Source organism: Paenibacillus rhizophilus, from assembly GCF_003854965.1.
Taxonomy (GTDB): Bacteria; Bacillota; Bacilli; order Paenibacillales; family Paenibacillaceae; genus Paenibacillus_AQ; species Paenibacillus_AQ rhizophilus.
The window spans coordinates 112,390-125,150 of sequence record NZ_RQPI01000006.1 but is presented as its reverse complement, the minus strand read 5'-3'; the positions used below and the strand labels follow the sequence as shown (position 1 = coordinate 125,150).

At 45.7% G+C, this 12,761-nt stretch carries 12 protein-coding genes; 11 read left to right on the top strand and 1 reads right to left on the bottom strand.

Annotated elements, in window-relative coordinates; genetic code table 11:
- The first annotated feature begins 129 nt into the window (after positions 1–129).
- Both EH198_RS12785 and EH198_RS12780 read left to right on the top strand, forming a co-directional pair.
- Positions 130–900: an aminoglycoside adenylyltransferase domain-containing protein gene (locus EH198_RS12785; protein ID WP_124695933.1), complete on the top strand. Its 771-nt coding sequence runs from the start codon at positions 130–132 to the stop codon at positions 898–900.
- 127 nt (positions 901–1,027) lie between these two features.
- Entirely contained in the window at positions 1,028–1,297 is a 270-nt protein-coding gene (locus EH198_RS12780; protein ID WP_124695932.1) for a hypothetical protein, read from the top strand.
- Positions 1,298–1,447: 150 nt separating this feature from the next.
- On the opposite strand, the gene EH198_RS12775 is transcribed toward EH198_RS12780, so the two are convergent.
- Positions 1,448–3,601 (bottom strand): extracellular solute-binding protein, encoded by a 2,154-nt coding sequence (locus tag EH198_RS12775; protein WP_246014286.1) that lies wholly within the window; start codon positions 3,599–3,601, stop codon positions 1,448–1,450.
- Positions 3,602–3,851: 250 nt separating this feature from the next.
- Here EH198_RS12775 and EH198_RS12770 point away from each other — a divergent pair, with 250 nt between their 5' ends.
- The 9 genes from EH198_RS12770 (at position 3,852) to EH198_RS12730 (ending at position 12,728) form a co-directional block, all read left to right on the top strand.
- A complete protein-coding gene (locus EH198_RS12770) occupies positions 3,852–4,691 on the top strand; it encodes a glycerophosphodiester phosphodiesterase family protein (RefSeq protein WP_221621518.1) in 840 nt (279 codons plus the stop codon).
- Between the two features lie 29 nt (positions 4,692–4,720).
- Positions 4,721–5,797: an extracellular solute-binding protein gene (locus tag EH198_RS12765; protein WP_124695930.1), complete on the top strand. Its 1,077-nt coding sequence runs from the start codon at positions 4,721–4,723 to the stop codon at positions 5,795–5,797.
- Between the two features lie 91 nt (positions 5,798–5,888).
- Positions 5,889–6,896 carry an ABC transporter ATP-binding protein gene (locus EH198_RS12760; protein ID WP_124695929.1) on the top strand — a complete coding sequence of 336 codons (1,008 nt, stop codon included), beginning with the start codon at positions 5,889–5,891 and terminating at the stop codon, positions 6,894–6,896.
- Positions 6,897–6,910: 14 nt separating this feature from the next.
- Positions 6,911–8,632 (top strand): ABC transporter permease, encoded by a 1,722-nt coding sequence (locus EH198_RS12755; protein ID WP_124695928.1) that lies wholly within the window; start codon positions 6,911–6,913, stop codon positions 8,630–8,632.
- A 221-nt stretch (positions 8,633–8,853) separates the two neighbouring features.
- A complete protein-coding gene (locus EH198_RS12750) occupies positions 8,854–9,735 on the top strand; it encodes a DMT family transporter (protein ID WP_124695927.1) in 882 nt (293 codons plus the stop codon).
- Positions 9,736–10,010: 275 nt separating this feature from the next.
- Positions 10,011–10,673 carry a GntR family transcriptional regulator gene (locus EH198_RS12745; RefSeq protein ID WP_124695926.1) on the top strand — a complete coding sequence of 221 codons (663 nt, stop codon included), beginning with the start codon at positions 10,011–10,013 and terminating at the stop codon, positions 10,671–10,673.
- Between the two features lie 168 nt (positions 10,674–10,841).
- On the top strand, positions 10,842–11,588 hold the full coding sequence (locus EH198_RS12740; protein ID WP_124695925.1) for a 5-deoxy-glucuronate isomerase: 747 nt from the start codon (positions 10,842–10,844) through the stop codon (positions 11,586–11,588).
- 129 nt (positions 11,589–11,717) lie between these two features.
- Positions 11,718–12,194: a NanQ anomerase/TabA/YiaL family protein gene (locus EH198_RS12735; protein ID WP_124695924.1), complete on the top strand. Its 477-nt coding sequence runs from the start codon at positions 11,718–11,720 to the stop codon at positions 12,192–12,194.
- Positions 12,195–12,251: 57 nt separating this feature from the next.
- On the top strand, positions 12,252–12,728 hold the full coding sequence (locus EH198_RS12730) for a NanQ anomerase/TabA/YiaL family protein (protein ID WP_124695923.1): 477 nt from the start codon (positions 12,252–12,254) through the stop codon (positions 12,726–12,728).
- The last annotated feature ends 33 nt before the right edge of the window (positions 12,729–12,761 follow it).

Sequence of the window (12,761 nt, the reverse complement as noted above, 5' to 3'; positions counted from 1 at the left end):
TAAACAGTTTACAATAAAAACTAAGTGAATGCAAAATGCAGTCTATTACAATTTTGACATAGAAGAGAGAACGCCTTTCTGTATAATGGGAGCATCTGGATGGAATTTTGCGTATAGGAGGAACGACTCTTGGATACCCGGCATGCTTTGGATCAACTCGTACAATTATTCAAAGAGGAAATGACGGATAATCTGGCCGGTATTTATTTGCATGGTTCACTTGCCATGGGATGCTTTAACCCCGCCGAGAGCGATATCGATCTGCTGGTAGTCGCTTATGAGAAACTGTCTGTGGAAACGAACAAGCGGATTGCCAAAAGGCTGCTTGCGCTTCACGATGAGCTTCCGAATCGGCGCGGCATAGAGCTGAGCATTATTCTGGAGTCCTGTCTAACTGATTTTGTCTATCCGACGCCTTTTGAGTTTCACTACTCCGACTATCACCGGGAAAAATACCGTACGGACGAAAATTATATTTGCGGAGGGTTTGAGGATGCGGACCTCGCGGCGCATTTCACCGTTACTTATCACCGGGGGGTTGCCCTATACGGAAAGCCGGTCAGGGAGGCCTTTGCTCCGGTCGGCAGGCAGTACTATCTTGATTCCATTCTTTCCGATATCGAGGGCGCGCCTCACAATATTGTCCATTCTCCGGTCTACTATACGCTGAACCTCTGCCGGGTTCTATTCTTTCTGCAAGAGGGTATCGTTGCTTCCAAAAAAGAAGGCGGGGAGTGGGGAGCACTAAATCTGCCTTTACAATATCGCGATACCGTCCGGCTGGCCCTAAGCGAATACGCGGGAAACCCGTCGGCTGCGAAGCCGGAGCCAGAAGCATTGACGGATTTTGCCCAATATATGATGAATGCAATCGGCCGATTGACCGGGCATGAGTGTTAGTCCCCTCATATTTTCTACATATTTAAGGAATACAATGGATTTGAACAAGGCACTACATTCAGCCATCTCAATAAGCGGAGAAGCAACGATTGCCGCAGCTTATTTGCGGAAAAAGGAGGCGAACTTAATGAAGAAGAAATTGTGGATCGGCATTGGCGCTGTCGTACTGACTCTCGGAATCGGGACTGCCGTATATGCTGCAGATGCGGGCGACGCGACGTTTCAACAGATGCTCCCCTTTATGAAAAAAATGCACCCGAGCCTGTCCGACCAGCAGCTAAATGATATGCATAAATCCTGCGGACAGCATAACAGCAGCACGGATACCATGATGAAATCCGGTTCAGGGATGATGAAAAATGCGGGAAGCATGATGAACGGAAATTCGATGATGTAACAATTTCGAATGTGACGGGTAAATGAGGACAATGGCGTGCGAATCGGGAGATTCGCACGCCATTTTTGTTTTGGATAGAATGGCAAGAGCCGGCACGGCCCGCATCGTCGTGGGCAGCTCTAGCGGACACCACAACTCTGGTGCTTGACTCTATTTGAGAAATTTTCTTTCGTACTGCTGCTGAGCAGCACTCAATGCATCCGGGATTGACATAATGTCCAGAGCCGCATTGCGCACTGCCATCCCCAAAATTCTTTCAAATTGGTTTTCATTAAAATCCGTGGTAGAGTCAGGGTGTTTTCTTCGCCATCCCATTTTAAAATGATGCTCTATTCCTCGCAGCCACGGGTACAGCTCTAAAATTTCTTCGTTCTTATAAACCGAGGCACAAGGTGAGAGTCCTCCCAACAATGTAATCAAATTAGCAGTTTCAGTACTGTAGATCCAGTTAAGAAACTCTATACACAGATCAACATTCTTACTTTGTCTTGAGATACCGATGCATCCCCCGCCCAGCAAAGGAGTCTCCCCCGGAGTTGGTGCTGTGCCTACTCGGTTAAGAACGCCTGAAAATCGATTATTGACAATTCGTGAAGCGTGATTGATAAACACAATCGTCATTGCACATTTTCCATGAGCAAATGATTCAAGCGAGTCTCCCCACCAATAACTAATCTGCGGATCTGAATATTTTTTGGTTTCAAGGTATTCCTTCAAAGGAACACTAAATACCGGAGAATGCAGATTAATATCCCCCGATACGTGGTAAACTTCTTCTTCCTTTTCTTTTACCCAAGGTAAAAAATCACATGCTGCCACACTAGCGGAGCCATAGGTCATCGTGGTGCCGAATTTGGTAGGTGAGTTCGGATTAATGCTTTGTGTAAAAAAAGCCGCGATCTTGTTATATTCACTAAAACTGCTTGGAACAGTTAATTGTTCATGAGTCATTTCATAATACATTCTGCGAAGTGTCGTATTCTCAAATAAATCTTTTCTATAAAAAAGCATTTGAATGCTGGGATCAAAGGGCAGCGTATACTGTTCACCAGGTAACGAACAGTACACATTGCGAATTTCAGGTAAAAACGAATTGAGCGCCGTAGACAACTCATCCATCCGAGGGCCAAGCGGAATGCACAGTTCCTTTTCAAAACGTGATAGCCATACCATGTCCATTCTGATCAAATCAAAAGGGAATACCTGCTCAGAAGACAGCATCCCATACAGCTCTTCATACGGCAGGGCAACGATTTTCAATTTTATGCCCGTAGCTTTGTAAAAAAGTGGAGATAATACCGATATAATTTCGCTGGTTGGGCTGACTATGGTTGCAAGCGTGATTTCTTTATCTACGGATAATTTAGGTACAGTGAACTCCAGGTTTCTGAAGCCATTGGCAGAAAGCAATAGACTCTTCCCCATACACTCTCCGTCTAATACATCCATGACCTGGTGGGCCAATTTCCTGTAATCAAGCTCAAAGCGTGGGATATCCCATGTGGAGATTACCTCGGCTGGAGAAAACGAAATGATAGGAGGCAACTCTTTTCCAATAATCTCATGCATTCTCATCAGTTTTACAGCACGTTCCGTATCACTGGTAATAACGACATCAAAAGAGGGCTCATGATTCGCAATTTCAATGGCCCCACTGCCTGAAAGACGGGAATCATAGCTGAAATTGGATATAATAACCCCCTTGGCATCCAAATGAGTTTGTAAAGCTGTAAAAAAAGCCTGCTCTGAAGGCGTGTTCTCGGATTCTGCAAAGTAGGCGACAGATTTGTATCCCCTTGCCAACAGCTTATCTGCGAATACAGACGCGAAAACTGCGTAATCAAAAGTTACTACTGCCTGATTTGGCTGTGGAACAACAAAAGGATGATTCATAAACAGTACATTCGTATTGACCTTGTAAGCCTCTTGTAGTGAATGTAGGCAGCTAAATGTAACAATCAATTCAGGTCGATTGGACATCGCCTTTTGAATACATTCCTGTTCTTTTTCAGGGACGTTTTTTGATAGATGAAGACTTGTGTCGTAGTTTCTCTCTTCTAGCAGCTGAATCAATGTTGTATAGAATTGGTGATAAATTTCCTTCATGAGATCAGGCAAGATAATGGCAACATGCTTCACTGAATCTTTGCGCAGCTTTTGTGCCTGAGCGTTCGTATTGTACCCAAGCTTACGGGCTGCCTCTTCAACTAAACGGATTTTTTCAATGCTGACATTTCCTTTTTGATTGATGACATTAGATACAGTGCCGTGCGATACCCCGGCTAACTTGGCTATATCATGCATGGTGGGCACGTCGAATTCCCCCGCTTCTTTTATAATTTATTGATATCACAAATCATAATTAAAATAAAGAAAGGTTTTGATATATTAATTTGAACGTGTCAATTTATTTTAGATGATTTTCTATTGATATTGAATGTAATAATGAGTAATTAACATATATTTTACATGATTTTAACGAAAAACGAATTGATACGTTCCAATCTACGTGTATAATCTGAATTGTTCCAATTAACCCGGTGGAGGAGATAGCGTGGATATTGTCTTGTCGGAGTCTCAACATACACTTAGAAAGTTGACTGATCAAAATAAGGTGTTAATTATGGCTCACCGTGGTACTGCTGGAGGTAACATTGTCCAGAATACCATCGGAGCATTTGAAAATGCTTTGAAACATGGCGCTGATATCGTGGAAGTAGACGCATCTATGTCTACCGATGGCATTTTCTATGCTTTCCACGATGGTATGGAGCCTGTAGTACTTGGAACCACAACGAATATTCGCACCTTGGACTCCAAGGAGATTGATAGCTTGTGGCTCCGCAATTCAAACTTTGAAATCAAGAAAGAGAGGGTTAACCGCCTCGATGATATTTTGGAATATCTTAAAGGCCGCTGCTTAATAAACATTGATCGCGGTTGGTTGAATTGGGAAGAAATCATCAAGCTTGTCAAACGTCATAACATGAGTGATCAAATCATTTTAAAATCCCATCCAGTTCCTGAGTACTTGAAAGCTTTGGAAGATCAAGCGGCTGAATTTATGTTCATGCCGATTATAACTTCGGCTGAACAGACTGGGTGTTTCGATCAATATAAGATTAACTGGGTTGCCGCAGAATTGGTTTTCGAGGATGTTAACAGTCCTTTAATAGAAGAAGATCTGATCACTCATTTGAAGTACAAAGGGTTACTCCTATGCTGTAATCCGATCACCTTGAACGACTGGATCGTTCTTACAGCGAAAATGGATGATAACCATTCAATTTTGTATGGGCCAGATCCTTATTGGGGGTGGTGCATTAAAAAAGGTTTTGACATTTTGCAGACAGATTGGCCGATGCTGCTCAAATCATATATTAAAAGCTTGTAGATATTCTATTCATTAATAGGAGGCAAATGATGAAAAAAGCGGTTGGTAGGTTGTTTACGGGGCTCTTAGGTTTAATGCTAATTGCTGGCTGTACAAGCGGGAATACTTCGTCAACTAATAGTGCGACAACAACCAATTCGGCGAAGCCAGAGGGCTCGTTAGTTGTTTATACCAACTCTGGCGGGGACGGCCGTGACGTGTGGTTAAAAGAGCAAGCCGCAAACGCTGGTTTTGATATCTCTATCGTAAGTCTGGGTGGGGGGGATTTGGCCAACAGAGCCATAGCTGAAAAAAACAATCAGGTGGCAGATGTTGTTTTTGGTCTCAATCCGATGGAATACGAACGAATGAAGCGTGAGGATCTTCTTCAGCAATATGAACCCGCGTGGAGCAGCGGTGTCGACAAAACACTTGGGGATCCTGAAGGATACTACTATCCCGTTGTGACTCAGCCCTTATTCATGATCTACAACAAAGATCAGTACAGCTCACAGACAGCGCCAAAAGATTGGACTGATCTGGCTACCAATCCTGAATTCAAAGACAAATATACCATCCTAGGTTTAGGCGGCGGTACTTCCAAGGCGATATTGGTAAGCATAATTAGCCGCTATTTGGATGATACCGGTGAGTATGGTGTTTCGGCGGAAGGCTGGGAAATGGTAAAAAACTTCATTCAAAATGGACATGTTCAGGGAGAAGGAGAGGACTTTTTTGGGAATGTGGCTAGCGGAGAACGACCTATAGCCGAAATCTGGGGAAGCGGGTTCCTGCAATTCACCAATGAAACCGGCGCAGACAACGTAGATTATGTTGTCCCGGAAATAGGTGTGCCCTACACGGTTGAACAGACAGCTATATTTAAAAACAGTAAGAACATTGAACTCGCCAAAAAATTTGTGGACTGGTTTGGTTCAGCAGAGTTTCAAGCCAAGTGGTCCAACCAATTTGGAAGCATTCCTGTAAATAAGGATGCGGCTTCACAAGTAAAACCAGAAATTAAGGCTATGCTTGAAAGGGTACATCCCCAGAAGATTGATTGGAAAAATGCATCCGAAAAGATTGAAATGTGGATGGAAAAAATACAACTGGAGTACGTAAAGTAAATTTTGGACTTTTGCCCTCCTTGCAGTCTGGTGACCATGCCAGGCTGCAAGGGTTACAAAGCGGTAAGGAGTACTCGAAAGGAAATTAGTCATGATCTCATTTCAAGATATTCAAATCAAATATGGAGATTATGTAGCCATTGACCGTTTGAACCTTCATATCGAGCCAGGTGAATTTTTTACATTTCTCGGACCCTCTGGATGCGGAAAAACCACGACTTTGCGTGCGCTGGCAGGCTTTATTACACCTTCGGAAGGATCAATCTTCGTAAATGATAATGAAATAACCCACTTGCCGATTGAAAAGCGGAAAGTAGGCATCGTATTTCAAAGCTACGCGTTGTTCCCCACCATGAATGTCTATGAAAATATCGCGTTCGGATTGAAGCTGCAGAAAAAGACGCGTGAAGAGATTGATCGAAAGATAAAGGAAGTGGCCCGAAAAATCGATTTGAATGAAAGTCACTTTACCCGGAATGTGGCGGAGCTTTCTGGCGGTCAACAACAACGGGTAGCCTTGGCACGGGCCATTGTATTGGAGCCGGACATCCTGTGCCTGGACGAGCCTCTTTCCAATCTTGACGCCAAGATGCGTGTCGGCCTGAGAAGTGAACTGAAAAGGCTGCAGCGTGAATTAGGCATTACTACCCTTTACGTTACCCACGACCAGGAAGAGGCTTTAACCCTGTCAGACCGTATAGCTGTCTTTAATAAAGGGAAGATCGAACAAATCGGAACACCTTATGAAATCTACAATCAATCCGCTACAGAATTTGTATGTGACTTTATCGGAGATATGAATCGTCTGGACAAACACATTTTGCAAGAAGTAAATAAGCAAACCGGGAACTCGCTGGATATAAGCAGGGAAGGTTATATACGAATTGAAAGAGTCAGCCTGCAAAAAGCGCCTGATGCTAACGTGGCTTTAAGCGGGAAAATAATTGACAGAGAATATCATGGGATGTATATCAAGTATACCTTTGATGTTAATGGAAGCCATATAAAATGTATTGAGAAAAACGATGGTTATGTCTTTTTCGAAGTAGGAGAAGCTCATAACCTGCATCTGAATTCCCGGGATATTATGCAGTTTTGAAAGTAGGTGAATGTATGAAAAAATCTGCAGCACAGCGTTTGCTTCGTATTGGACCTGGCGGGCTCCTGCTTAGGGCGGGACTGCTTTGGGTTATTTTTGCCTTGCTCATCTATCCGAACTTAAATATGATTACGAGTATTTTTTACCAAGACGGTCATTTCACTGCGGAAATCATCGGGAAGTTGTTCTCCTCTGAAAGGGCGATACGCTCACTTGTCAATAGCTTCATCCTCGCCATCTCCATGGTGGTCACGGTCAACATTGTAGGAATATTACTCGTTCTCTTCACTGAGTACTTGGATATAAAGGGAGCATCCTTTCTTAAACTGGGCTATTTAAGCACGCTGATCTATGGAGGCATTGTACTTAGTACGAGCTACAAATTTGTGTACGGCAGCAACGGCATGGTCACGAATCTGCTGCTGAGGTTTGTTCCTGATATGAACACACAATGGTTTACTGGTTATGGTGCTGTTTTATTTGTGATGACGTTTGCTTGTACTTCAAATCATATCATTTTTCTAACTAACGCTATTCGGGGCATAGATTATCAAACGGTAGAAGCAGCCAAAAACATGGGAGCATCTTCATTAAAGATTTTTATCCGGGTCGTTCTTCCTACCCTTAAGCCTACTTTGTTTGCTGTGACGATCCTGACCTTTATAACGGGATTAGACGCAATGTCTGCTCCTTTGGTTTTAGGCGGACCGAATTTCCAGACTATTAATCCTGTCATTATGACCTTCGCCAAAAGCAGCTACTCTCAGGATATTGCAGCTTTATTGGCCGTTATCCTTGGAATTGCGACTGTATTATTGCTTGCAATCATGAACAAGTTTGAAAAGAACGGAAATTATATTTCTATCTCCAAAGTGAAATCCAAAATACAGAAGCAAAAAATATCAAATCCAACTTTAAACATCATCGTCCATGCGCTGGCCTATTTATTATTTCTAATTTATGTTGTTCCCATCGCACTTGTTATTTTATATTCGTTCTCCAATTCCCAAGCGATTCGTTCCGGCAGTTTGAATTTAAATGACTTGACGATGGATAATTATTTTAATATTTTCACATCCGCAGAAGCATTTCGTCCTTTTACAATCAGTATGATTTATTCCCTGTCAGCGGCCATACTTGTTGTGATTCTTACTTTGATCGCATCTCGTATCGTGCATAAAGATAAAAGTAAAGTTACGATGGTCTATGAATATGGAATGTTGATTCCATGGCTGTTACCCGGGACCCTGATTGCTCTTGGACTCATGACAACCTATGATTCCCCGCAGTTCATCATGTTCAATCATGTATTGATCGGAACAAGCACTATTATGCTTATTGCCTATATCATAATCAAGATTCCTTTTTCCTTGCGGATGATAAAGTCGAGCTTTGCCAGTGTAGACACGTCATTAGAGGAAGCCGCCCGGAGTATGGGAGCCAGTCCCCTCTACACGATGCTTAAGGTTATCCTGCCAGTAATCCTGCCAACATTATTATCAGTTATGACTCTTAATTTTAATAGCCTGCTTTCGGAGTATGATCTTACTGTATTATTATATCACCCCCTAATGCAGCCGCTTGGCCCTGTAATTAAGGCAGCAAGCGACGAATCCGCCTCGATTAATGCGCAGGTAATGCTGTTTGTTTATTCCGTGCTTTTGATGCTGATCTCTTCCTTGGCGTTGTGGCTTGTTTACGGAAAAAAGCTATCCTTCAAAAACCGGAAATATTAAGGAAAAGAGGGGTCTCCCTCTTTTTTTCGCTCAGATATCTTGGGGTAGAATGTGCGGATGATGTTAGTACAGAGGTAGCAATTGATAATCCAGATTCACTTCAACAAGGGAATTAACCCTTTTAGGATGAGATCGAATCCGCTGCTCCCCTTGCCCATGTATATTATAATGAAAGAAATCAATATGCATTTTCATAGGGTAGAAAGAGGCGAGCAGGGATCATGGGCAAGTACCGTACTTATCTTTTTTTAATTTTGGCTAACCTGTTTTGGGCGGGGAATTATGTGTTCGGCAAATATGTGGTGGCGGAGATGACGCCGGTGCAGATGACGTTCTCGCGATGGCTGATCGCGGTGTTTCTGCTGTTTCCAATTGCTCAGTTTGTGGAACGCCCCAAGTGGAAGAGCGTCTGGGCAAAGTGGAGGATTCTGCTGATCATGGCCGTACTGGGCGTGGTCGGATATAATTTTCTGCTGTATGAAGCGCTGAGGTTCACGACCTCCATGAACGCCGCGCTCGTCAATGCGATGAATCCGGCGATGATCGTGCTGTTCTCTTCCTTTTTTCTCCGGGAAAAAATATCGCTTGCCAAAGGTGTTGGCCTGCTGGTGTCGCTGCTCGGCGTGCTGCTTGTGCTGACCAAGGGACAGCTGCAGCTGATTTTTCAGACCGATTACAATCTCGGCGATTTGCTGATGCTGGCCGCGATACTGGTATGGACGCTGTACTCGATTTTTGGACGGAAGATTGGAGGGGTGCCTCCCATCTCGGCTACTGCGGTATCCGCGCTGCTGGGGCTTATTCTGATTCTTCCATTTTTTCTGGCATCCGGCATAAATCTGCCGCTGAGTCACCGGGCAACCTTGGGCATTCTGTATATCGGCATTTTTCCATCCGTGGGATCATTCATTTTCTGGAACGCGTCGATCCGCGAGATCGGGGCCAGCCGGGCGGGGATTTATCTGAATCTGATCACAGTGTTCACGGCCATTCTCAGCATGCTGCTCGGCAATCCGGTCACGCTTGCGCAGGTGCTCGGCGGGCTGCTTGTATTTGCGGGGGTATACATAACCGGGAAAAAAGGCAAAGAGATAAGAAGCTAGCTAAATTGAACTTCGGAATGAATTAGAGGCGGAGCGGCGAAGAGGAAGCTTGGAAGTGAAGGAGCGTCAGCGTTCGCCTTTGTTTTCGGATTTATACCGCAAAGAGCGGTCCTAATCCAGAAAATCCGAAAACAACAGCGACCGGAACTCCAAGCGTTTCTCGCAGTCCGCGACAATCCTCATTTAGAACAAAAGTTCAGTTTATGTAGCGCTTTCCTTGCCCGTTGTGATACACTTAACCTGTATGTCGACATGTATTTTAAGGAGTTAACCTGATGATTGATCCGAAGCTTAACATAGGGTTGGGAGAGCAACTGACCGATATTTTGCGGATGAGGATCGTTGGCGGCCAATTGCAGAATGGGCTGAAGCTGACGGAAACCGCAATAGCAAGCGAGTTTGGATTAAGCCGCGCTCCGGTGCGGGAAGCGTTCCGCAATCTGGAATACGAAGGTCTGCTGGATATTACGAAGCAGGGGGCTGTCGTAAAGGTTCTGACGGAAAAAGAGGTCAATGAATTCTACAATGTCCGCTATATGCTGGAATCTTTTGCGCTCAGCCATATTCCGTCCGAAGCGCGGGAGCAAATTATCCGCTTCCTGGAGACTTCCGTCGACAGAATGGAGCTGGCGCTGGGGCATAAGGATGCCGACGAGTTCACGGCCCAGGATATCGCGTTCCACACCAAGGCGTTCGAGGTGATCGACCACAAGTTCATCAAGCTGTTCTGGTCGAACATAGACAAGCTGTGCAGGGCGATTCTGATTGTGGGAACGCGCCGCCAATTTGATAAGGGAGAATTTGAATACAAGCGCCAGGTGGTCGACAAGCACCGCCAGATTGTGGCCGCCCTGAAGGAAGGCAACAATGAGGAGATTCTCGACGCGCTTCGCAACCACTTTCACTATAACAGCTGGATTGATAAAAAAGAGTTCTGATGAAAAAAATTCTGACGTTAACCGCTTCCCCTGAGCCGATTGAGCGCGGGGGATTTCTTTTGTCTATAGTTGTCGACAGAAATACTTGTTGACAATTATGCGCTTTCATTTTAAAATTCGGTTGTAGGCAGTTGTTAAACAGTCACAAGCCTTTGTGAGGAGGAGAAGATGGAGCTGAAATTTACTGCGCCAAGCACGCCGGGACTGCACCCGGTCGTCGGACCCGGGAACAGCCAACTGGAAGTATTGGAGCTGTTCGTGCTGAACTTGCCGTCGGGCGGGGCGCAAACCATTGAACTGGAAGGCAGTGAAGCAAGCCTGGTCTGCATCGAGGGCAAGCTGGTGGCAGTGTCCGCAAGCAGCGAGTACTTGCTGCTGCCGGGGGACGGCCTTTATGTTCCGCGCGGCCAGACGGTCAGGATTGAAGGGTGCTATGAACAATCCAGGCTCGTGATGGCGAAGGCTGAAGCTTGGAGCGACGCGGAGTTTATTTATGCCGATTACGGCGCCGCCTACCGGGAGAAGGAAGTGCACGGAAGGTACAACTACACCCGCGATATCACGAACCTCCTGACCCGCTCCGACCGGGCGAGCCGTATCGTTACAGGCATTACCTCAGGGCAGGATGGAGCCTGGACCAGTTGGCCGCCTCATCACCATTCCGACACGCTGGAGGAAATCTACTTCTATTTCGATATTCCCGCTGATGGCTTCGGCGTTCATGTGGGAATGCTGATGGATGGAACGGAGCAGGCGGAGATTGTCCGTTCGGGCGATGCGGTCATTATTCCCAACGGCTATCATCCCACGGTAGCGTCGCCGGGCGCGCGAATGAAATATATCTTTTTCCTGGGAGCCAAGGGAAGTGAAGAAGATCGCCGGGCCGCGTCAGAGGATCACCCTTTTTACAAGTAACCGTTATTGGATTAAGCGTTGCTGCACAGCGCCTAGTCCGACGGCAAGTATTTGAAAGCGTAATCATTAATCCGAAACCGGCCAAATGAACATATGATATGCCGGCGGAGGACACGGGGAGGGTCAGCTATGTATTTCGGTAGTATTGAAACATTGGAACAAACGAAACGGCAGTATCCGCAGGCTATTGCCAAAGCCCTTCAGTATTTGAAGGACAACCGGGAGCAATTTCTGTCCATGGATGCCGGAGTTTATCCGATTGAGGGACAGCAAATTTACGCTCAGGTCGTCAACCTGGAGACCAAGAAGAAGGAGGATACCCGGCCGGAGGTGCACCGCAAATATATCGATGTGCAATTTTCAGTAGAAGGCAACGAGCGGATCGGGTTTGCGGCGGACACGGGAAACAATGTTGTGGATGAGGATTTGGCGGCGGAGAAGGATATTATTTTTTACAAGCAGGCTGAGAATGAAATGGAGCTTCTGATGCAGCCGGGGCAGTTCGCCGTTTTCTTCCCCGAGGATGTCCATCGTCCGGGCTGTCAGAACGGAGGCGGCGCATCCTTGCGCAAGGTAATTGTAAAGGTCAGCACAGCTGTCTTGTAGCAGGGCGGCGGGGCTGTAACGATAACCCCAATTTAATGGAGAGAGGCGTGAGCGGGCATGATCTTTTCCAACATTGAAACCGGAGAAGCCATCGAGAAAAAGTACACGGAGCCGGTGGTCCGGGCCATCCGGTATTTGCAGGAGCATCAGCATGAGTTTCAGCATATGGCGACGGGCATTTATCCGATTGAAGGAGACGATTTCTTTGTTCAGGTCTTCGATGTCACAACCCGTGAAAAGGAGGAGGCCAGACCGGAAGTGCACCGCAAATATGTTGAACTGCACTACTCGGTAGAGGGGAAGGAACGAATCGGCTTTGCTGTGGATTTGGGCAAGAACGCGGTGACGGAGACGCTGCTTGAGACCAAGGATGCGATCTTTTACGCCCAGATCGACAGGGAGGTAGAGCTGGTGCTGGAACCGGGGGATTACGCGATTTTTTTCCCCGAGGATGTTCACCGGCCCATCTGGGAGCAAGGCGGCAAAGCGGCGATCCGCCGGGTAGTCATTAAGATCAACGAAGCCATTATGTAAGTGTATTCGCTTAAAAACTTCTTATAACAAGGG